The sequence below is a fragment of the Sphingomonas sp. GC_Shp_3 genome (assembly GCF_026540945.1).
In the GTDB taxonomy this organism is placed as follows: Bacteria; Pseudomonadota; Alphaproteobacteria; order Sphingomonadales; family Sphingomonadaceae; genus Sphingomonas.
Map to the genome: position 1 here is coordinate 151,906 of NZ_JALNUT010000001.1, position 18,663 is coordinate 170,568.

The window sequence follows — 18,663 nt, forward strand, 5'->3', positions numbered from 1 at the left end:
ACCCCTATTGGTTATTCCGAGGTCCTGGAGGGAAAAGCTTCCGCTAGGCCGCCTTTGCGACCTGACCGAGCGTGTTCAGTTCGAACGGCGTGGTCTGGTATATCTCGTTGATCCAGTTGCCGAACAACAGGTGCGCGTGGCTGCGCCACTGATTCGCGGGCGGGCGTGTCGGATCGTCGTTCGGGAAGTAGTTGGACGGCACCGGCCCGCCGTCGCGCGCATATTCGTCGGCGAGCGTGGTGGTGTCGTATTCGAGGTGGTTGAACATATACAGCCGCCGATACGCCGGATCTTCGAGCAGGCACGGCCCGGTCTCGTCATTGTCGGCGAGGATGCGCAATGCGGGCGTGCGCAGCACGTCCTCGCGCCGCAGCTCGGTCCAGCGCGATACCGGTACGGCGAAATCGTCCGAGAAGCCACGCAGATAAGGCGACGAGGGGATCAGGTTGCGGTGCGGGAATACGCCGGTCGCTTTCGCCGGCAGCGCGTGCTTGCCGATATCGTGGAAATGGTAAGCGGCGGCCTGCGCCGCCCAGCAGATCGTCAGACAGGAGTGCACATGCGTCTGCGTCCAGTCGAACACCTGCCGCATCTCGTCCCAGTAGCGGACCTGTTCGAACGGCAGCTTCTCCACCGGGGCGCCGGTGATGATGAAGCCGTCGAACCGCTCGTCGCGGACGTCGGACCACGGCCGGTAGAACGCCGCCATATGATCGGCCGGGGTGTTGCGCGCGACGTGATCGGTCATCCGCACCAGCGTCAAGTCGATCTGGAGCGGGGAGGCGCCGATCAGGCGGGCAAGCTGCGTCTCGGTGCTGATCTTGTTGGGCATCAGGTTGAGCAGCCCGATCCGCAATGGCCGGATGTCCTGCCGGGCGGCATCGGCCTCGCGCATCACGGTGATGCCTTCCGCTTCCAGCGTGCGGGTGGCGGGCAGGTCGTCGGGGATTTTGATCGGCACGGGCGTTTGGTCCTCTGACGGGGCGGACGCTTGCGTGGCTCTGGTCCGTTTGGTTGCCGGATCGGCCACATCCTCTCTGGAGAGAGTGCCACCTTGCCCGGACGGCAGGTTGGCGTTGGGCGTCGTCCCAACTCTTGATGTTGCGATACTCATACGAAGTCGCGGGGTGCTTGGCAATGCCACCAAGCGCGCTACATCGGCATGCATGAGCGACAGCAATATCGTGATCTGCCCTGCCTGCGCGACCGCCAATCGCGTGCCGATCGAGAAACGTGGCGCAGGCGGCACCTGCGGGCGCTGCCATGCGCCTTTGTTCTCCGGTGCGCCGATCGTGCTGACCGCGGCCAACTTCGATGCCCATGCCGGGCGTGGCGACCTGCCGCTGCTGGTGGATTTCTGGGCGGAATGGTGCGGGCCATGCCGCCAGATGGCGCCGGCGTTCGCCGCTGCCGCACAGCAGCTCGAACCGGCAATGCGGCTCGGCAAGCTCGATACCGAGGCGGAGGCCGCGATCGCGGCGCGCTACGCAATCCGCTCGATCCCAACGATGATCCTGTTTCGCGGCGGCCGGGAAGTGGCGCGCCAGTCCGGCGCTATGCCCGCGAGTGCGATCGTCGGGTGGGCACGCGGGGTGATGTGAGGGCGGTTATCCGCGCACGAACACGACCGACAGATTGTTGGCCGGCATCTCGATCACGCGATCCAGATTGAGTCCGAGCGGGGTCGCCGCCGCCGCGACGGTGTCGAGGTCGCGGATGCCCCATGACGGGTCACGCGCCTTGAGATCGGCGTCAAAGGCAGCGTTGCTCGCCACCAGCGGAACGTCGGCGCGTCGGAACGGACCGTAAAGGTACAGGTGACCGCCCGCCGGCAGCAGCCGCGCCGCGCCGCCGAGCAGCCCCAGCGTCGCCCGCCACGGGCTGATGTGCACCATGTTGATTGCCAGCACCGCGTCGGCGTCCGCCATCGGCCACGGCTCGGCTGCGGCATCGATGTCGAGCGGCGCACGTACGTTCGCCAGCGGTGTGTCGTGCAGCCATGCCGCAATCGAGGTCCGCGCCGCGAGCGAAGGGTCGCTGGGCTGCCAGATCAGCGTCGGCATGGCGGCGGCGAAGTGCGTGATATGCTCACCGGAACCGCTCGCGATCTCCAGCACTGTCCCGCGCTCCGGCAGCACCGTGCGCAACACGTCCAGGATCGATTCGCGATTGCGAAGGGCTGCCGGACTGCTCAGGCGGTGGTCTATGTCCATGGTGCGCCTTGCGACAGGGCGCGGCCAAAGCCAAGTCAAACCGGCGTATGCGCCGCCTGTACCGGGGTGCGGGCGATCACGCGCAGATACGTGTCGAGCACGGTCTGGTTGATCCGCTCCCAACGATAGCCGGCCGCCTCCGCCACGCCGGCGCGGCCTGCACCGACGCGGAAGCTGGCGTCTTCGCAGAAGCGTTGCAGCGCGTCGGCATAGCCCTCGATATCGGTCGGATCGACGATCAGCCCGGTCAAGCCGTCTTCCAGCAGCCCGACCGCGCCTGACGCCCGCGCCGCCACCACCGGCACACCCGCCGCCATCGCCTCCAGCGTTACGTTGCCGAACGTCTCGGTCACGCTCGGGTTGAAGAACACGTCCATTGATGCGACCGCGCGGCCGAGATCGTCGCCCGTCACGAAGCCTGCGAACACCGCATCGGGAATCTCCTTGGCGAACCAGCCGCGTGCGGGACCTTCACCGACGACCAGCGTCCGGTGCCGCACGCCACGCACGTCGAGCGCGTGCATCGCCTTGGCGAACACATCGAGACCTTTTTCCTTGACCAGCCGGCCGAGGAAACCGATCGCGATCTCGTCATCGCCGATACCGAGCGAACGCCGCCATTCGAGGCTGCGCCGGGCCGGGCTGAAGCGATCGTGGTTCACGCCGCGCGACCAGCGCGTGACCGGCGTTGTCACGCCCCATTCGCGCAGGATCTCGCCCATCATCTGGCTGGGGGCGAGCACCTCATCGACGCCTTGGTAGAATTTGCGCTGCATGCGCACGATCAGCGGCGCGACGAAGCCGATGCCGTAATATTGCACATAGGTCTCGAAGCGCGTGTGGTAAGACGCGACCACCGGAATGCCCTTTTCCCGTGCATAGCGTACCGCCGAGTGGTTGAGGAAATCCGGCGCCGAGACATGGACGAGGTTGGGCGCGAACGCATCCAGATCGGCGCGAACGTGCGCATCAATGGCGAGCCCAAGCTTATACTCGGCACGGCCGCCCGGCATCTTGACCGAGCGCGTGCCGACCAGATCGCCGGTCGGCGCGAACGCTGGCTTGCGGCTCACCGGCGAATAGACGCGCACCGCCGCACCCTGCTTGAGAAGATAGCCGACCAGCAGGTTTAGCGTCTGGTTGGCACCGTCGCGGGTGTAATTATAATTGCCGCTGAAAAGCGCAACGCGGAGGTCTGTCGCCTGCATCGCCGCGCCATAGCGTCGAGTCGGCGGATTGGGAACAGGACGTTTCGGACGCGGTGGAACGGCGGGTCTCTTTTGCTCGCTAGCGGTCGGCTTGTGTGCGGCGATCCGCTGTTTCGGCCGCAGCCGCCGGAAGACCGGTCCGTGTGTTCAGAAGCGTGGCGACTGATCGTAAAGCCCCGCATCATTATCAGCAGATCGCTCGCGCTGAGATGTCGCGGCGCCGGCTTTCTACGGAGGCGAGGTGCATGCCAGTGAGGTTCCACACCGAACGAGCATGTCACGGATTTCGGCAGAGTCCGTCGGTAGGACCGCCTGACGCACTAAAAATCGCCCATGATCGTCCAGTCCACTCAACCGATCGTACCAGTCCGTCCCAAGCAGCCAGGCAACATCGGTCCCCAAATTAGCAGAGCTCCCGGCCGCACAGGTCGGGTCGCGCGCTTCGGGCAAGTTTTTTGTTCTCTAATCGTTCCGGCTCGGGTATCGGACACAGCATGGCGAAACCACAGAAGCGCTACGTCTGCCAATCTTGCGGCTCGGTCTCTCATCGCTGGGCCGGGCAATGCGGGGATTGTTCGGAATGGAACACGATGGTCGAGGAGGCGGGTGCCGTCGTCACGCCGTTCCAGGCCAAGCATAACCTGCAAGGTGGCGGGCGTTTCATCACGCTGTCCGGCCTCGATACCGACGTCGAACTCCCCGACCGGATGGCGAGCGGCATCGCCGAGTTCGACCGCGCGCTCGGTGGTGGTTTCGTGGAAGGATCGGCAACGTTGATCGGCGGCGATCCGGGGATCGGCAAGTCGACGCTGCTGTTGCAGGCGGCCGCGAAGATGGCGCTTGCCGGCAAGAGCGTCGCCTATGTTTCTGGCGAAGAGGCAGCCGATCAGGTGCGCCTTCGCGCGCGGCGGCTGGGGCTCGGCAACGCACCGGTGCAACTCGCCTCCGCCACCTCTACGCGCGATATCCTGACGACGCTCTCCCAAGGCACGCCGCCCGACCTGCTGGTGATCGATTCGATCCAGACGATGCACTCCGATCTGATCGAGGGCGCACCGGGTACGGTCAGCCAGGTCCGCGCCTCCGCGCAGGAACTGATCCGTTTCGCCAAGGAACGTGGCACGGCGGTGGTGCTGGTCGGCCATGTCACGAAGGACGGCAGCATCGCCGGTCCGCGTGTGCTGGAACACATGGTCGATACCGTGCTGAGCTTCGAGGGCGAGCGCAGCCACCAGTATCGCATCCTGCGCGCGATCAAGAACCGCTTCGGCGGCACCGACGAGATTGGCGTGTTCGCGATGGTTGCGGAAGGCCTGACGGAGATTTCCAACCCTTCCGCACTGTTCCTGACGCAGCGCGACGAAGGCGTGACCGGCACCACCGTTTTCCCCGCGCTGGAGGGGACGCGGCCGGTGCTGGTCGAAATCCAGGCGCTGGTGGTGCGGCTGGCGAGTGGCGCGACGCCCAGGCGGGCGGTGGTCGGCTGGGACAGTGGGCGGCTGGCGATGATCCTTGCGGTGCTGGAGGCGCGCTGCGGCCTGAGTTTTTCGGCGTGCGAAGTCTATCTGAACATCGCCGGAGGATACCGTGTGCAGGACCCGGCCGCAGATCTCGCGGTCGCGGCGGCGCTGATCTCCGGCCTGTCCGAGCGGCCGGTCCCCGCCGACGCGGTCGCGTTCGGCGAGATTGCGCTGTCTGGCGAGGTGCGCCCGGTCGCGCACGGACCGCTTCGCATGAAGGAAGCCGCCAAACTTGGCTTCGAACGCGCGCTGGTGCCGGCGACCACCGCCGCCGATCCGGCGCCGCTTGCGCTGACCGGCTTCCGCACGCTCGGCGCTTTGGTCGAGCATATGCTGGGCAAGTAGCGGGTCGGCGACCGAGCCGCCTGACACGCTCGACTCGCACCCGCGGCCATCGTAAGCGCAGGCGCATCATGGGACTAAGCGCGCTCGACATCATCGTTCTGCTGGCCGTGGGTGGCGCGGCGATCCTCGGCGTGATGCGCGGTTTCGTGACGGAGGTGCTGTCGCTGTTCGCGTGGGTCGCGATCGTGTTCGCGGTGAAGCTGTTCCACACGCCGCTCGCGGCGGCGCTGACCGGCATGGTCGGCACGGTGACCGGCGCGGCGGTACTGGCGTTCGCGATTCTGGCCGGTGTCACCTACTTCGGTGGCCGGCTGGTAGCCCGCGCGATCGGCGGTCGTATCCGCGATTCGGCGGTCGGACCGATCGACCGAGCGCTTGGCTTCGGGTTCGGCGCGGTGAAGGGCTTGATCCTGGCGAGCCTCGGCTTCCTGGTCGTCGTATTGATGACCGATACCGTACATGGTGGCCCCGCACACCGACCGGAGTGGCTGACCGCCTCCAAAACCTACCCGCTGCTCAATGCAACCAGCGCGAGCATCGCCGATTTCGTTGATCGCCGCCGCAAGGGCTTGCCGGTCTTCGGCCACACCATGGCACCGGCCGTCCCGACGGAGAACCGGACCGACTGACGCGACGGGCCGAGCCGGCGCCAAACTTCGTTTCGCACCCGCCATCGTGTGGGGTGACGCGCCGCCGCATCGGCCCTACATCCACGGCATGACCGCGACGCTCTACAACACCGAAATCCTGCGCCTCGCCGCAACCATCCCGTATCAGGAGCGGCTCGCCGATCCGATGGCCTCTTCGGAGAAGCGATCGCCAATCTGCGGGAGCCGGGTCACGGTCGACGTGAATATGGGTGAGGACGGGCGTGTCGCCGAGGTGGGCATGTTGGTGCGCGCCTGTGCGCTCGGGCAAGCATCGTCCTCGCTGCTGGCGGCGCAGGTTGTAGGGCGGTCGCCGGCCGAGATCGCGGCCGCGCGCGACGCGTTGGCAGCCTGGCTGGCGGGTGAGGGCGACGTGCCCGACTGGCCCGGTCTCGACATCTTCACGCCGGCTTTGCCGCACAGTGCGCGACACCCCTCGATCCGGCTCGCGTTCGAGGCCGCGGCGGAAGCGGCTGCGGCCGCGGCGCTCAGCCGCGCGGCATGACGGAAAGTCTGCTGATCGACGGTGCAGCGCTCGGCGGGTTCGGGCTGCTGTTCGTGCTGATCTTCCGCCGGCTGGGGCTCGGCGCGACGCTGGGCTATCTCGTTGCCGGTGCCGTCGTCGGGCCGCAGGTGCTGGGGCTGGTCGGCGACGCCGATCAGAAGATCGGCGTTGCAGAACTCGGCATCACGTTGTTGCTGTTCATCGTCGGGCTGGAGCTCAACCCGTCGCGGCTGTGGAGCCTGCGCAAGGAGATTTTCGGGCTTGGCCTGATGCAGGTCATCACCTGCGGTATCGCAGTGACGGGCGTGGTGTGGCTGATCGCGCGGTTCTCGCTCGCCGCGTCGCTCGCGCTCGGTCTGCCGCTGGCGCTGTCGTCGACCGCGCAGGTGCTGCCGATGCTGCAATCCGCCGGTCGGTTGCGTACGCCCTTCGGGGAGCGCGCCTTTTCGATCCTGCTGTTCCAGGATCTGTCGATCGTGCCGCTCATCACCATCGTCACGGTGCTTTCGCGCAATCCCGCCGATGCGAACGGCCCGCCCGGCTGGCAGTTGTTCCTCTATACCGTGCTGGCGATTACCGGGCTGGTGCTGGCCGGGCGGTACCTGCTGCGGCCGATGTTCCGTGCGATCGGCAATCTCGGTGAGCGCGAGATGTTCGTCTTCGCGGCGCTGTTCACCGTCGTGGCGGCGGCGGCGATCATGGAGTCGCTCGGCCTCTCCACCGCGCTCGGCGCGTTCGTCGCGGGCGTGATGCTAGCGGACAGCCCGTATCGGCACGAGATCGAAACCGATGTCGAGCCGTTCCGCTCAATCCTGCTCGGCCTGTTCTTCCTGGCCATCGGCATGATGCTCGATCTGCATGCGATCGCCGCGCGCCCGTTGTTCGTGGTCGGCATGGCGCTCGCGCTGATCGTCACCAAGGCGGCGATCATGATGGGCATCGGCCTGCTGTTCCGCATGAGATGGCGCGAGGCGTTCGCGCTCGGCCTGCTGCTGAGCCAGGGCGGCGAGTTCGGCTTCGTACTGTTCGCGCAGGCGCAGCACGCCTATCTGATCGCACCCGAGGCGGCGAGCCTGTTCGGCGCGGTCGTCACGCTGTCGATGGCGACGACGCCGTTCCTGATGGCGATCACCAAGCGGCTGCGGACCGAACCGGTCGTGGATGGCGGCGATCGCGAGGGGCCGCGTTCCGATGGCGCCAACGCGCTGATCGTCGGCTACGGGCGCTTCGGCCAGACGGTCGCGCAGATGCTGATCGCGCAAGGCATTCCCGTCACGCTGATCGATACCGACATCGAGATGATCGACGTGGCGGGTGAGTTCGGCGCCAAGGTGTATTACGGCGATGGCACCCGGCTCGACCTGCTGCGACAGGCGGGGGCGAGCGAGGCGGAACTGATCCTGTTCTGCATCGACCAGGATCAGGTGACGACCGACCTAGTCGAGGCGGTGCATACCGCCTTTCCGGAGGCGAAGGTTTTCGTGCGCGCCTATGATCGCCGCTCGCTCATCAAGCTGAAGGGCAGCCCGGCGACGGCGGTGGTGCGTGAGGTGCTCGAGTCGGCGGTCAAGATGGCGCGCCTCGCGATGGCCAGTATCGAGATCGACGAGGAGGAGATCAACCGCAGCGAGGCGCATTACCGTGCCCGCGACAAGGAGCGGCTGCGCGTGCAACTCGACACCGGCAACTTCCGCGACGAGGCGGCACGCATGATGGTGCAGGACACGCGTGAAGAATTGCGGGAGGGTGGCTGATGAACTGGCTGGTGGTGGCGGCGGCGCTTTCGGGGGCGTTGGCGGTTGGTGCGGGGGCATTCGGTGCACACGGCGCGAGTGGTGTCGCGGCGGCTTGGCTGAAGACCGGCGGCGAGTATCAGCTCATCCATGCGGTCGCGGCGCTGGTGGCGGTGCAGATGGGTGCGCGCGGAGCGGGGTGGTTGTTCGTCGGCGGGGCGTTGGTGTTCTCCGGGACGCTGTATCTGATGGCGCTCGGCTTGCCGAAGTGGCTCGGCGCAGTGACGCCGATCGGCGGGTTGATGCTGATCGCGGGCTGGCTGTGGCTGGCATGGGCCGCCGCGCGCTGAGGATCAGCGTTCGTTGGAGCGCTGTTCGATGCGGCCGAGGAGTTCGCGCAGCAACACTCCGAGATCCTCACGACTGATGTCGAGCGGCTCGCCATAATCCGCAAGCACCGCGTCGATGTCACCTTCGTCAAGGGCGAGCGGCGCTTTCGGCGGGTGCGGGTGCGCCGGTGGATGCGCGTGGTGCGGATATGAGCGTCGCGTCACATTGTTGTAGACCAGAGCGACCGCCAGCAGCAGCGCCGAATTCAGCCCGACCGGAACCAGCGCGAAGCCGTAACCGAGCGCGACGATATGCGGGCCGCCGAGTACGGCCGTTAGCGCGACCGCGCCGCTCGGCGGATGGACACAACGCAGCAGCGACGTGGCGAGCATGGTGCCGCCCACCGCCAGCGACGCGGCGAGCAGCGGGGAGCCGATCCACCGCGCCGCCGTGACGCCGATCAGCGCGGCGACGAGATTACCGCCAAGGATCGCCCAGGGCTGCGCGAGCGGGCTTGCCGGCACGCCGAACAGCAGCACCGCCGATGCTCCCATCGGCGCGATCAGCAGCAGCGGTGTGGCGCCGGTACCGAGCCACAAGGTCGACGCCAGCGCGGTGACGAGAATGCCGAGGAACGCACCAAAGCCGGCGCGAAGGCGCTCCGCCGGGCCGGTGGCGAGCACCGGTGGCATGAGACGGGACAGCAGAGCCATGCAATATCGGCCGCGCAGGCCCCTCCTTTCACAATAGCAAAGGCGCGGATCAGCGCTCGGGGGTTGGATCCGGGACCTTCAACGCCGTCGTCAAGTTTGCCCAGGCGGTTCCGGCCACCATGCGCGTTCGGCCAAGCTCGAACAGCGCCTGCATCGCGGGCTGCCGGAAGTCGAGCGATGAAGACGTTTCTGTCGGCGGCACCGCCGCGACATACGTACCGACGTTATTCTGCTGGCCGAAGGCTGCCACCGTAGCCAGTGACGTGCGCTGCGTTGCCTTGCTTGCGGTATCGAAACTGCGCGTCAGCAGCGAGATCAGCGAGCGTTTGGTCACAGCGAACTCGTCATCCGCCTTGCCGTTGATCAGCACGTAGATGCGGCCGCCGCTGCCGCGCCCGGTGGGGGCGATCAGGGCGGTGTCGGGCAGCGCGAAGAACGCGCCGATCGTGCTGCCGTCGACGTGCAGTTCCTGCGCGACGTGGTTGCCCATCTGTGCTGCAATCATCACCGGCGGAAACACGCCGGGGATCGCGGCGGAGGCGGTGAGGACGGTCGCGAACAGAGCGCGCGCGGCGGTGCCGCCATGTGCGGCGATCGCGCCCATGTCCCACACGACAAGATCCTGGCTGTCGAGATCGGTGGTGGCGATCAGCAGTTTGCGCCCGCGTGCGTTCTCGGCGGCGACGGCGGCGAGCAGCCGCGGCGTCACAAAACTGTCGACCAAAGCACGCAACCGCTTGCCGGTGTAGATACTGTCGCGGAATAGTGGATTCACAAAGGGGAAAGGCAGCAGATGCGACGCGCGGCCGTCGGTGAAGCCGGTCTTCATCTCGGCGTCCCATTTGGGCCCTAAAAACGCGAAGGGCGCGATCAGGGCGCCAGTACTCACGCCGGTCACGATGCTGAACTCGGGGCGGGTGCCTGCCTGCGTCCAGCCGTAGAGCACGCCCGCGCCGAACGCTCCGTTCGCGCCACCGCCCGACAGCGCCAGCATGATCGGTGGGGTGCCGGCGGCATCGGCGTGGAACATCGCGCGTACGGCCGGATCATCGGGACCGTAGCGCACATGCGGGAAGCCGACTGGATAGGCGATGGCATGTTCGGCCTGCGTGAACGGCTCACGCGGGATGGTGACGCAGCCGCTGGTCGCGAGCAGCAGCGCCGCCAGTCCGGCACGGTACCACGAGCGTATCATCGTGGGTCCAGGTTGAGGAAGGCTGCCACCGCGTCGAGATCCACCGACGTGTCGACGAAACTTTGCCCGATGCCACGTGCGAGCAGAAAGGGGAGGGTGCCGGCATCCATCTTCTTGTCGTGCAGCATGTGCGCGACGAGCACCTCGCCACTGGCCACGATGCTGGCAGCCGCAAGGCCGTCCGGCAGGCCGACGCTGCGCAGATGCGCGGCAACGCGCGCCGCATCCGCCTGCGGCGCAAGACCCTTCGCGGCCGAGAACCCGTAGGCCAGCGCCATGCCGGCGGCGACCGCTTCGCCATGAAGTAGCCGGTCGGAAAAGCCCGCCTCCGCCTCAAGCGCATGCCCGAACGTGTGGCCCAGGTTCAGTAGCGCCCGCCGTCCCCTGGTTTCGCGTTCATCCTCCGCGACGATGCGCGCCTTGGCGGCGACGGAGTATGCAATGGCATGTTCGCGCAAGGCAAGATCGCCCGCGAGCAAGGCTGCGCCGTTCGCCTCGCACCAAGCAAAAAAATCGGCATCGTCGATCAGGCCGTATTTCACCACCTCGGCATAACCCGCGCGCACCTGCCGCAGCGGCAGTGTTTCCAGCACGACAGGGTCGATCAACACCAGCGCCGGCTGATGGAATGCGCCGATCAGGTTCTTGCCCGCCCGCGTGTTGATCGCGGTTTTCCCGCCGACCGACGAATCGACCTGCGCCAGCAGCGTGGTCGGCACCTGCACGAAGCCGCAGCCGCGTTTGAGGATGCTGCACGCAAACCCGACCAGATCGCCGATCACACCGCCGCCGAGCGCGACGACATGATCGCCACGTTCGATGCCGAGATCGAGCAGCCGATCCGTCAGATGCTCCAGCATGGCCCAGCTTTTGGTCGATTCGCCCGGCGGCAGCACGATCGCCTCGCTTTCGACCCCGGCGTCGGAGAGTGCGCCGCGCAGCACGTCGAGATGCGGCCGCACGTTCTCGTCGGTGACGATCGCCATCACCCGCCCACGGGCGAGCGGCTTCAGGTGTTCGGCGGCGCGGGCGAGCAGCCCGGCTTCGATCACCACGTCATAGCTGCGCGTGCCGAGTCCGACACGGACGATCGTCATAATCCGATAGCCTTGAGAATGGCGTTGACGGTCAAATCATGCGGGGCATGCTGGCTGACGACGCGGAGGTGGGATTGGGCATAGATCGGGTTGCGCACCCGCGCGAGATTTTCAAGAATCTGGCGCGGATCGCCGTCGCGCAGTAGCGGCCGGGTATCGCGCCTTGCCACGCGGCTGACCAGCACCTCAGGGCTGGCGTCGAGCCATATCGCCAGTGCGCTCGCGAGGATCAGCGCACGCGTATCGTCCTGGATGAACGCACCGCCGCCGGTGGCAATCACACGCGGTTCGCCGTTCATCAGCCGCGCGATCACCCGGCGCTCGCCATCGCGAAAGTGCGCTTCACCAAAGCGGGAGAAGATGTCGGACACCGTCATGCCTGCCGCCGTCTCGATCTCGGTATCGGCATCGACGAAGGGCAAACGCAGGCGCTGGGCGAGCCGGCGGCCGACGGTCGACTTGCCGGCGCCCATCAATCCGACGAGGACGATCGGCTGGCCATGCCAGACAGGATTGGGGGCGGGGCTTTGCAACATCGGAAACGGGCTATACAGCGCACCCGCCGCTCGGGCAAAAGGGCCTGCCGGGCCGGTTCCGCCCAATTGTTACAAGGTTTGCCAATGTCCCGCTCGCTGCTTTCGCTTCTGGTCGTGGTCGTCGTGCTCGTCGGCGGAATGTTTCTGCTTGCTGGCCGCGCGCACGAGAAGCCCCTGACCCATGTCGAGAAGGTTGTCACGCTTGCGAATCTCCAGGGCTGATCTCCCGCTACTCGCATTGGTGACGGCGATCGCGCTGGGTGTGGGGATCCCTGCACTCGGCCAGAGTTCGCCGCAGTCGATCCTTCCGCCCGGCTTTGGCGATCCCGCCGCCACGCCGACCCCGTCCGCACGCCCGTCGCCCGCGGGCAACGCGGTCGTGCGCAGCGTGCCTGCGCCTGTCGCAGCACCGCTGCCCGCCAGCAATGGCGCACCGCCGCCGGTCACGCTCGCCAGCAGCACGCCGACACCGCTGCCCAGCGGCACGCCGACTCCCGGCGCCATCGCGCTGCCGGTGCGGTACGACATGCCTGCTTACGCGCGGCGCTCGCTGGCTCAGGTCGGGCTGGTCGGCCGGGCTGACGGTGGACTGCCGGCGCAGGCGTTCGGCAATGCGTCCGGCCGCTATGTCGAGGGACTGATGCGCGGGCTAAACCTGCCGATCGCGTCGCGCTGGGTCGCGATCGCGCTGCGCCGCGCCCTCGTGTCCAAAGTCGATACGCCCGCCGGGGTCAACGGCGCGGACTTCGCGGCGGAGCGGGCCTGGCTGCTGCTGCGCATGGGCGACTCGGTTGCGGCGCGCGGTGTGGTGCAGAGCGTCGACAATCAGGATTACACGCCCAAGCTCTACGAGATTGCGATGCAGTCGGCGCTTGCCAATGGCGACCCGGCCGAACTGTGTCCGCTTGCCGAGGGCGGCTACGCACTTGGTTTCGAGCGTGGCTGGGTGCTGGCGCGCGCGATGTGCGCCGGGCTGGCGGGCAACCCGGGCAAGGTCGCGCCGCTGATCGCCGCTGCGAAGAAAAGCCACGTGGCGACCGGCATCGATCTGTTGCTTGCGCAGAAGATCGCCGGTGCCGGCGCGCGGGGCCGTCAGGCGGTGACGATCGAGTGGGATGACGTCGATCACCTCACCGCTTGGCGATACGGTCTCGCGATGGCTTCGGCGACGGAAATTCCGCAGCCGCTGCTCGACGCGACCGGCCGCAACGTCATGGCGTGGCGCGCGCTGTCGCCGATGCTCGCCGCCCATGTCCGCGCGCCGGGCGCAGAACTGGCGGCAGCGCGCGGTGTGTTCTCGAGCGCGGCGCTGGTCGACCTCTACGGTATGGTCACCGAGGAAGGGGACGAGGCGTTGCCGGAGGCAGCCATCGCGCGGGATTTGCAGACCGCGTATAGCGGCGGCGATATCTCCGCACGGCTGACCGCGATTAAATCGCTGTGGGACGCACCGAAATCCGACGCGGGCCGGTATGCCCGGCTGGTGTTGACCGCAGGGGCAGCCGCGCGCGTGCCGGCCGGCACGCAAGGTGCGGATGCCGACCGGCTCGTCGCGGCGATGCTTGCGGCAGGCCATGACGTTACCGCGCAGAAGTGGCGCGCTGCCGTCGCCACGTCGAGCGACGCGTGGGCGATGCTTGCGCTCGCCGATCCTGGAATGCCGCGCTATCGCTTTGCGGCGGTCAGCAACTATGCCGGTGCGGGCAACAATGCGACGTTGAAGCGTCGCATGTTCTTTGCCGGGCTGGCCGGGCTGGGGCGCATGTCGGCGAGCGATGTCGAGCAGGGCGCGCAATCACTCGACATCCGCATCGGGCAGGAAAACGCCTGGACCCGTGCGATCGGTCGGGCGGCAATGTCGAATCAGCCGGGAACGGTGGTGTTGCTCGCGGCCGTCGGCATGCAGACGCCGACTTGGGGCGGCGTTTCGCCGGAAGCGCTGTACCATATCGTCGTGGCGCTACGCACGGTCGGCCTCGAAGGCGAGGCACGGATGATCGCGGCGGAGGCGCTCGCCCGGCTTTGATCGAGGTGCCGCCTCCCGGCGCCGACCGAGCGCTGATCGAGCGGTTCCTCGAGATGATGGCGGCGGAGCGGGGTGCTGCGAAGAACACGCTGGCTGCCTATCGCAGCGATCTCGCGCTCGCGTCGGATTCTCTGGCAGGCAGGTTGGCAGCGGCCAGCGCCGACGATCTGATGCGGCTCGCCGGCATGTGGGCGGACCTGTCGCACGCGACGGTGGCGCGCAAGTCCGCGGCGTTACGGCGTTTCTTCGCGTTTCTCGCGGATGAGGGGCACCGCACGGACGATCCCGGTGCGGCGCTGCCCCGGCCCGGCACCCGCCGTCCGCTCCCCAAAGTGCTGAGCCATGCCGACGTCGATCGCCTGTTCGCGGTCATCGCCGAGCGGCTGGCGGCGGAACCGCTCGATCCGCGCGACCTGCGGCTCTCCGCGCTGGTGGAGTTGTTGTACGGATCAGGCCTGCGTGCGACCGAACTGGTGTCACTGCCGCGCGGTGCGGTCGCGCCCGACCGGCAATATTGCATCCTGCGCGGTAAGGGAGGGCGCGAGCGGCTTGTGCCGATTTCGGACCGGGCGCGCGCGGCGGTCGCCGCCTGGCGCGTGCATGTGCCGGCGGATCAGCCGTGGCTGTTCCCGTCCGGAAAAAGCTTCTTGTCGCGCGTGCGATTGTTCCAGGTGTTGCGCGATCTTGGTGGGGCGGCGGGGATCCCGCACGATCGGATTTCCCCGCATGTGCTGCGCCATGCCTTCGCGACGCATTTGCTCGCCGGCGGCGCGGACCTGCGCGCGCTCCAGACCATGCTCGGCCATGCCGATATCGCTACGACGGAAATCTATACGCATGTCGACGCGAGTCGGCTGGTGGCGCTGGTCAACGAACGGCACCCTCTTGCCGAAGCGCAGGCGCGCCGCGATCGGGGCATGCGAGCGTCAGAGCGCATCGTGTAACGCGGAAAGCACGGTGTGTGCGTCGCGTTCTGCGCATGTCCTAACGTTGCGTCGCTGGAACATTCTCAACGCGGATTGGTTTCTGTGCCGTTACGACAAGGGAGATATGTAATGGCTGAGTATCGCAATCCGGACGGCACCACGACCTACGTGGAGAAGCGCAGCAACACCGGTAAGGTTATCGGGCTTATCCTGCTCGCGATCGTGATCGTCGTCGGTATCTTGTTCGCGACCGGCTTCTGGAGCGCGGACGTGAAGGGTGGATCGCTTCCCAAGGTCAACGTCAGCGCCAAGGGCGGTGACATGCCAGACGTCGACATGCACTCCAAGGAAGTTGTCGTCGGCACCAGCAAGCAGACCGTGACGGTGCCGAAGGTCGAGACGAAGAAGACGACCGTCGACGTACCGACCGTGGGCGTCAAGGACGGCAACTAAGCCCGATTGAAGTTATTGGGCGTCGCGTTGCGAAGGCGATGCGGCGCCCATTGCATTTTTGGAGTGGGGCTAGCGATGGCGAGACGGGGTTGCAGCGATGCGCACCATTGCCAATTCCGCCCTCAGCCCGTAACCGACACGGCCTGATGGCAAGCTTTCTAGACTTTGAAAAACCGATCGCAGAGCTGCAGGCTCGCATCGACGAACTCCGTGAAACCGGCGCGGGCGGTACCGTCGACATTTCCGCCGATGTCGCGAGGCTCCAGGCCAAATCCGACAAATTGCTGCGCGATACCTACGCGAAGCTGACGCCGTGGCAGAAGACGCTGGTGGCACGGCATGGTGAGCGGCCGCACTTCAAGGATTATGTCGCCGGATTGTTCGAGGGGTTCGTTCCTCTCGCCGGTGATCGCGCTTTTGGTGACGATCAGGCGATCCTCGGTGGTTTCGCGCGTTTTCGCGGCCAGCGCGTGATGGTGATCGGCCACGAAAAGGGCAATGACACCGCCTCGCGCATCCGTCACAACTTCGGGTCCGGCAAGCCGGAGGGCTACCGCAAAGCGATCCGCCTGATGCAGCTTGCCGATCGCTTCGGTCTGCCGGTTCTGACGCTGGTCGACACCTCCGGCGCGTTCCCGGGCGTGCAGGCGGAGGAGCGCGGGCAGGCCGAGGCGATCGCGCGGTCTACAGAACAATGTCTCGCGCTCGGCGTGCCGATGATCGCGGCGATCGTGGGTGAGGGCGGATCCGGCGGCGCGATCGCGCTGGCGGCGGCAAGTCGCGTCCTGATGTTCGAGAATGCGGTCTATTCGGTGATCTCGCCCGAGGGTTGCGCCGCGATCCTGTGGCGCACCAACGAGCGCGCGCCCGATGCTGCCGAGGCGATGAAAGTCACCGCGCAGGATCTTAAGGGCCTGGGTGTGATCGATACGATCGTGCCCGAGCCGCTTGGTGGCGCGCATCGTGATCCGACTGCGGCGATCAGCGCGCTCGGCAATGCTATCGCCGAGTCTCTTGGCGAATTAAGCGGGCTCGATGCGGACGGGCTCCGCCGCGCTCGGCGTGAGAAGTTTCTGGCGATGGGTCGCCTCTGAACCGTCGGCGTGCAACTCGCCTCGATAAAGTGGTGAGGTTGCTAAACCTCTCTGTGAACTGATCGCCGGGTCGTTGGATCGCGGTGCGTCACGCGTGGCCGAGTACCGCGAGCAAATACGCGATCAGTTACGTCCCGTAACAGAAAAGGGCGGCAGAACCTTGGTTCCGCCGCCCTTTCCTATGTAATGTAAGCTTTCGGCGCTTACGAAGCCTTCATGTTGCTCGACACGTTGCCGAAGGTGGTCTTGAGCTGGTTGCCCAGGCCCTGCATGGCGGCGATCGCGGCAACGGCGATCAGAGCAGCGATCAGGCCGTATTCGATTGCGGTGGCGCCCTTGCTGTTCTTGATAAACTTGCGGATGGTCTGCATGTGTCCGGTCTCCAGTGATTCAGTAGCTTCAGTTACCCGGCTGAACCGGGAGTGCCGGGCCAGCGATGCTGGTTTAGCCGGTCACTCTTGATAAAACTTTAAGGCGGGGCAGAACTTCTACGTAGCCTGCGGCTCAGCCGGTCTTGCTGGCGTGCTGAACCTGGGAGCTGACGTTGTTCCAGATGCCGGTCGTCGTTCCTGCCATTTCAACCAGTGCGGTAATCATCGTGATGACGACCAGCGCGGCAATCAGGCCATATTCGATGGCGGTGCCGCCCCGCCGATCCTGCAGAACCGTTTTGATCAGCTTGGCGAACATGCTTCTTGCCCCGGAGCGGAAAATCCCGTCGTGGGGATAGCAAGGCAATCTTAAGGAAAGGCGAAGGGCGTGGTTGATGTGGACGAAGCCGGCGTTCTTCTGGTGGTCGCGGCAGCGCTGATCGAGGCGGACGGGCGTGTCTTGATGCAACGTCGTCCGGCTGGGAAGGCCCATGCGGGACTATGGGAGTTTCCCGGCGGAAAGGTCGAACCCGGCGAAGCCCCCGAAGCGGCATTGGCGCGCGAACTGCGGGAGGAGCTGGGCATCACGGTCACGGTAGCAGATCTTGCGCCGCTGGCCTTTACCAGCGTGCCGGCAGGTGCGCGAAAGCTGGTGCTTTTGTTATACGGCTGCGAACGCTGGGTAGGCGTACCGTCGGCGCTGGACGCGGACGCGCTGGTCTGGCGTCGTCCCGCCGGCTTGCGTGACTTGCCGATGCCGCCCGCCGACCTGCCGCTCGTCGCGGTGCTGGAAGCGCGCGAGTCGCGAAATGCAGGTCGTTGAGAGTGGAGGCCCGACCGGGAATCGAACCCGGGTGCAAGGATTTGCAGTCCTCTGCGTCACCACTCCGCCATCGGGCCGAGAGGCGGCCAGATGCGCGGAGCCGGCGGGCAAGTCAACCGCTGTTACGAAAAATGCGTGCGCCGCTTGGCGAGGTCGCATGTGCGCGATACAAGCGGCAGTCAGATTAAGTGTATTGCACGATCAACACAGTCGTGCCACAGGGGTGACTATGACTTCGACCGCATCTCAGCCCACTCTTTCCAAGCCCAGTATCGGCCATACGGATCTGGAGGCGATGCGTCACGCGATGGTCGCGAGCCAGTTGCGGCCCAACGCGGTCAACGATCCGCGCGTGGTGGCGGCAATGGATCGGGTGCTGCGTGAAGCATATCTGCCCGCTGGCGCTGCTGAGTTGGCCTATCGCGACACCGCGGTGCCGCTTGGTCACGGCCGCTTTCAGAACGTGCCGATCGCGACCGGCCGCCTGCTGACGGAAGCGTATCTGCAGCCGACCGACCGGGTGCTGCTGATCGGTGCGGCGGGTGGCTACACCGCAGCGGTGCTGGCGCAGTTGGTCGCATCGGTGGTCGCGGTCGAGAGTGACGCCGGCCTCGCGTCGATGGCGCGGGCGGCGCTTGCGGGTATGGCATCGGTGACGCTGGTGGAGGGGCCTTTAGAAGCGGGGCATGCCGCCGGGGCACCTTACGACGTGCTGATCATCGACGGTTCGGTAGAGCAGGTGCCTGAGGCGCTGGTTTCGCAGGTTCATCCAGGTGGCCGTGCGGTGGCAGGCATCATCGATCGTGGCGTGACGCGGCTCAGCTCGGGTCGTCGCACCGCCGGTGGTTTCGGCTTGGTCGGATTCGCCGATATCGAGTGCGTGGCGCTGCCGGGGTTCTCGAAGCCTAAAACCTTCTCTTTCTAAAAG

Annotated in this window: 22 protein-coding genes, 1 tRNA gene and 1 riboswitch; of the genes, 13 read left to right on the forward strand and 10 right to left on the reverse strand. The window is 66.4% G+C overall.

Translation table 11 applies throughout. The features are described 5' to 3' along the window. Window positions 1-43: 43 nt before the first annotated feature. Window positions 44-961 (reverse strand): homoserine O-succinyltransferase, encoded by a 918-nt coding sequence (gene metA, locus OXR00_RS00740; RefSeq protein WP_267386116.1) that lies wholly within the window; start codon window positions 959-961, stop codon window positions 44-46. A gap of 39 nt (window positions 962-1,000) precedes the next feature. Beyond that, window positions 1,001-1,107, reverse strand: a riboswitch (SAM-I-IV-variant riboswitch). Window positions 1,108-1,166: 59 nt separating this feature from the next. Between metA and trxC the strand changes: the two genes are divergently transcribed. Beyond that, a complete protein-coding gene (gene trxC, locus OXR00_RS00745; RefSeq protein WP_267386117.1) occupies window positions 1,167-1,601 on the forward strand; it encodes a thioredoxin TrxC in 435 nt (144 codons plus the stop codon). 6 nt (window positions 1,602-1,607) lie between these two features. On the opposite strand, the gene OXR00_RS00750 is transcribed toward trxC, so the two are convergent. After that, on the reverse strand, window positions 1,608-2,213 hold the full coding sequence (locus OXR00_RS00750) for a DUF938 domain-containing protein (protein ID WP_267386118.1): 606 nt from the start codon (window positions 2,211-2,213) through the stop codon (window positions 1,608-1,610). A gap of 35 nt (window positions 2,214-2,248) precedes the next feature. Then, window positions 2,249-3,421 carry a glycosyltransferase family 1 protein gene (locus tag OXR00_RS00755; protein ID WP_267386119.1) on the reverse strand — a complete coding sequence of 391 codons (1,173 nt, stop codon included), beginning with the start codon at window positions 3,419-3,421 and terminating at the stop codon, window positions 2,249-2,251. Window positions 3,422-3,915: 494 nt separating this feature from the next. Here OXR00_RS00755 and radA point away from each other — a divergent pair, with 494 nt between their 5' ends. The 5 genes from radA (at window position 3,916) to OXR00_RS00780 (ending at window position 8,521) form a co-directional block, all read left to right on the forward strand. Next, window positions 3,916-5,286, forward strand: coding sequence for a DNA repair protein RadA (radA, locus tag OXR00_RS00760; protein ID WP_267386120.1), 1,371 nt, complete (start codon window positions 3,916-3,918; stop codon window positions 5,284-5,286). Window positions 5,287-5,354: 68 nt separating this feature from the next. Next, window positions 5,355-5,915 (forward strand): CvpA family protein, encoded by a 561-nt coding sequence (locus OXR00_RS00765; protein ID WP_267386121.1) that lies wholly within the window; start codon window positions 5,355-5,357, stop codon window positions 5,913-5,915. A gap of 88 nt (window positions 5,916-6,003) precedes the next feature. Next, on the forward strand, window positions 6,004-6,438 hold the full coding sequence (locus OXR00_RS00770; RefSeq protein WP_242146047.1) for an iron-sulfur cluster assembly scaffold protein: 435 nt from the start codon (window positions 6,004-6,006) through the stop codon (window positions 6,436-6,438). Next, entirely contained in the window at window positions 6,435-8,192 is a 1,758-nt protein-coding gene (locus OXR00_RS00775; RefSeq protein WP_267386122.1) for a cation:proton antiporter, read from the forward strand. Before OXR00_RS00770 ends, OXR00_RS00775 begins: the two co-directional genes overlap by 4 nt. Beyond that, window positions 8,192-8,521 (forward strand): DUF423 domain-containing protein, encoded by a 330-nt coding sequence (locus OXR00_RS00780; protein ID WP_267386123.1) that lies wholly within the window; start codon window positions 8,192-8,194, stop codon window positions 8,519-8,521. The genes OXR00_RS00775 and OXR00_RS00780 overlap by 1 nt, the downstream gene beginning before the upstream one ends. 3 nt (window positions 8,522-8,524) lie before the next feature. On the opposite strand, the gene OXR00_RS00785 is transcribed toward OXR00_RS00780, so the two are convergent. The 4 genes from OXR00_RS00785 to OXR00_RS00800 are packed head-to-tail and all read right to left on the reverse strand — an operon-like array spanning window position 8,525 to window position 12,042. Further along, complete coding sequence (locus OXR00_RS00785) at window positions 8,525-9,214, reverse strand: HPP family protein (protein WP_267386124.1); 690 nt, start codon at window positions 9,212-9,214, stop codon at window positions 8,525-8,527. A gap of 49 nt (window positions 9,215-9,263) precedes the next feature. Then, complete coding sequence (locus OXR00_RS00790) at window positions 9,264-10,409, reverse strand: patatin-like phospholipase family protein (protein ID WP_267386125.1); 1,146 nt, start codon at window positions 10,407-10,409, stop codon at window positions 9,264-9,266. Next, window positions 10,406-11,506: a 3-dehydroquinate synthase gene (aroB, locus tag OXR00_RS00795; protein ID WP_267386126.1), complete on the reverse strand. Its 1,101-nt coding sequence runs from the start codon at window positions 11,504-11,506 to the stop codon at window positions 10,406-10,408. The genes OXR00_RS00790 and aroB overlap by 4 nt, the downstream gene beginning before the upstream one ends. Then, window positions 11,503-12,042, reverse strand: a complete 540-nt coding sequence (locus OXR00_RS00800; RefSeq protein ID WP_267386127.1) for a shikimate kinase — start codon at window positions 12,040-12,042, stop codon at window positions 11,503-11,505. The genes aroB and OXR00_RS00800 overlap by 4 nt, the downstream gene beginning before the upstream one ends. Window positions 12,043-12,126: 84 nt before the next feature. Between OXR00_RS00800 and OXR00_RS00805 the strand changes: the two genes are divergently transcribed. The 5 genes from OXR00_RS00805 (at window position 12,127) to OXR00_RS00825 (ending at window position 16,541) form a co-directional block, all read left to right on the forward strand. After that, window positions 12,127-12,264 (forward strand): hypothetical protein, encoded by a 138-nt coding sequence (locus tag OXR00_RS00805; RefSeq protein ID WP_242146054.1) that lies wholly within the window; start codon window positions 12,127-12,129, stop codon window positions 12,262-12,264. Window positions 12,265-12,304: 40 nt separating this feature from the next. Beyond that, window positions 12,305-14,068, forward strand: coding sequence for a hypothetical protein (locus OXR00_RS00810; RefSeq protein WP_267386128.1), 1,764 nt, complete (start codon window positions 12,305-12,307; stop codon window positions 14,066-14,068). Window positions 14,069-14,073: 5 nt separating this feature from the next. Then, window positions 14,074-15,012: a tyrosine-type recombinase/integrase gene (locus OXR00_RS00815; RefSeq protein WP_267386129.1), complete on the forward strand. Its 939-nt coding sequence runs from the start codon at window positions 14,074-14,076 to the stop codon at window positions 15,010-15,012. Window positions 15,013-15,123: 111 nt separating this feature from the next. Continuing rightward, window positions 15,124-15,447, forward strand: coding sequence for a hypothetical protein (locus tag OXR00_RS00820; protein WP_242146056.1), 324 nt, complete (start codon window positions 15,124-15,126; stop codon window positions 15,445-15,447). Between the two features lie 146 nt (window positions 15,448-15,593). After that, complete coding sequence (locus tag OXR00_RS00825) at window positions 15,594-16,541, forward strand: acetyl-CoA carboxylase carboxyltransferase subunit alpha (RefSeq protein WP_242146057.1); 948 nt, start codon at window positions 15,594-15,596, stop codon at window positions 16,539-16,541. Window positions 16,542-16,744: 203 nt separating this feature from the next. Here the strand turns inward: OXR00_RS00825 and OXR00_RS00830 are convergent, their stop codons facing one another. Together OXR00_RS00830 and OXR00_RS00835 are read right to left on the reverse strand one after the other, a co-directional pair. Continuing rightward, window positions 16,745-16,912 (reverse strand): Flp family type IVb pilin, encoded by a 168-nt coding sequence (locus OXR00_RS00830; protein ID WP_242146058.1) that lies wholly within the window; start codon window positions 16,910-16,912, stop codon window positions 16,745-16,747. A 133-nt stretch (window positions 16,913-17,045) separates the two neighbouring features. Then, complete coding sequence (locus OXR00_RS00835) at window positions 17,046-17,231, reverse strand: Flp family type IVb pilin (protein WP_242146059.1); 186 nt, start codon at window positions 17,229-17,231, stop codon at window positions 17,046-17,048. Window positions 17,232-17,309: 78 nt separating this feature from the next. Between OXR00_RS00835 and OXR00_RS00840 the strand changes: the two genes are divergently transcribed. Then, window positions 17,310-17,735 carry a (deoxy)nucleoside triphosphate pyrophosphohydrolase gene (locus OXR00_RS00840; protein ID WP_267387106.1) on the forward strand — a complete coding sequence of 142 codons (426 nt, stop codon included), beginning with the start codon at window positions 17,310-17,312 and terminating at the stop codon, window positions 17,733-17,735. A 3-nt stretch (window positions 17,736-17,738) separates the two neighbouring features. Here the strand turns inward: OXR00_RS00840 and OXR00_RS00845 are convergent. Further along, window positions 17,739-17,812: transfer RNA gene (locus OXR00_RS00845), tRNA-Cys, on the reverse strand. 152 nt (window positions 17,813-17,964) lie between these two features. On the opposite strand from OXR00_RS00845, the gene OXR00_RS00850 reads away from it, so the two are divergent. After that, complete coding sequence (locus OXR00_RS00850; RefSeq protein WP_267386131.1) at window positions 17,965-18,660, forward strand: protein-L-isoaspartate O-methyltransferase; 696 nt, start codon at window positions 17,965-17,967, stop codon at window positions 18,658-18,660. Window positions 18,661-18,663 lie beyond the last annotated feature (3 nt).

Excerpts from the sequence above, each read along its gene's own strand:
- OXR00_RS00750 (WP_267386118.1), bottom strand. The coding sequence starts at position 2,213 with ATGGACATAGACCACCGCCTGAGCAGTCCGGCAGCCCTTCGCAATCGC.
- OXR00_RS00785 (WP_267386124.1), bottom strand. The coding sequence starts at position 9,214 with ATGGCTCTGCTGTCCCGTCTCATGCCACCGGTGCTCGCCACCGGCCCG.
- OXR00_RS00805 (WP_242146054.1), top strand. The coding sequence starts at position 12,127 with ATGTCCCGCTCGCTGCTTTCGCTTCTGGTCGTGGTCGTCGTGCTCGTC.
- OXR00_RS00850 (WP_267386131.1), top strand. The coding sequence starts at position 17,965 with ATGACTTCGACCGCATCTCAGCCCACTCTTTCCAAGCCCAGTATCGGC.
- trxC (WP_267386117.1), top strand. The coding sequence starts at position 1,167 with ATGAGCGACAGCAATATCGTGATCTGCCCTGCCTGCGCGACCGCCAAT.
- OXR00_RS00835 (WP_242146059.1), bottom strand. The coding sequence starts at position 17,231 with ATGTTCGCCAAGCTGATCAAAACGGTTCTGCAGGATCGGCGGGGCGGC.
- OXR00_RS00780 (WP_267386123.1), top strand. The coding sequence starts at position 8,192 with ATGAACTGGCTGGTGGTGGCGGCGGCGCTTTCGGGGGCGTTGGCGGTT.
- OXR00_RS00790 (WP_267386125.1), bottom strand. The coding sequence starts at position 10,409 with ATGATACGCTCGTGGTACCGTGCCGGACTGGCGGCGCTGCTGCTCGCG.
- OXR00_RS00820 (WP_242146056.1), top strand. The coding sequence starts at position 15,124 with ATGGCTGAGTATCGCAATCCGGACGGCACCACGACCTACGTGGAGAAG.
- OXR00_RS00830 (WP_242146058.1), bottom strand. The coding sequence starts at position 16,912 with ATGCAGACCATCCGCAAGTTTATCAAGAACAGCAAGGGCGCCACCGCA.
- aroB (WP_267386126.1), bottom strand. The coding sequence starts at position 11,506 with ATGACGATCGTCCGTGTCGGACTCGGCACGCGCAGCTATGACGTGGTG.
- OXR00_RS00765 (WP_267386121.1), top strand. The coding sequence starts at position 5,355 with ATGGGACTAAGCGCGCTCGACATCATCGTTCTGCTGGCCGTGGGTGGC.
- OXR00_RS00800 (WP_267386127.1), bottom strand. The coding sequence starts at position 12,042 with ATGTTGCAAAGCCCCGCCCCCAATCCTGTCTGGCATGGCCAGCCGATC.
- OXR00_RS00770 (WP_242146047.1), top strand. The coding sequence starts at position 6,004 with ATGACCGCGACGCTCTACAACACCGAAATCCTGCGCCTCGCCGCAACC.
- radA (WP_267386120.1), top strand. The coding sequence starts at position 3,916 with ATGGCGAAACCACAGAAGCGCTACGTCTGCCAATCTTGCGGCTCGGTC.
- OXR00_RS00775 (WP_267386122.1), top strand. The coding sequence starts at position 6,435 with ATGACGGAAAGTCTGCTGATCGACGGTGCAGCGCTCGGCGGGTTCGGG.
- OXR00_RS00755 (WP_267386119.1), bottom strand. The coding sequence starts at position 3,421 with ATGCAGGCGACAGACCTCCGCGTTGCGCTTTTCAGCGGCAATTATAAT.
- OXR00_RS00825 (WP_242146057.1), top strand. The coding sequence starts at position 15,594 with ATGGCAAGCTTTCTAGACTTTGAAAAACCGATCGCAGAGCTGCAGGCT.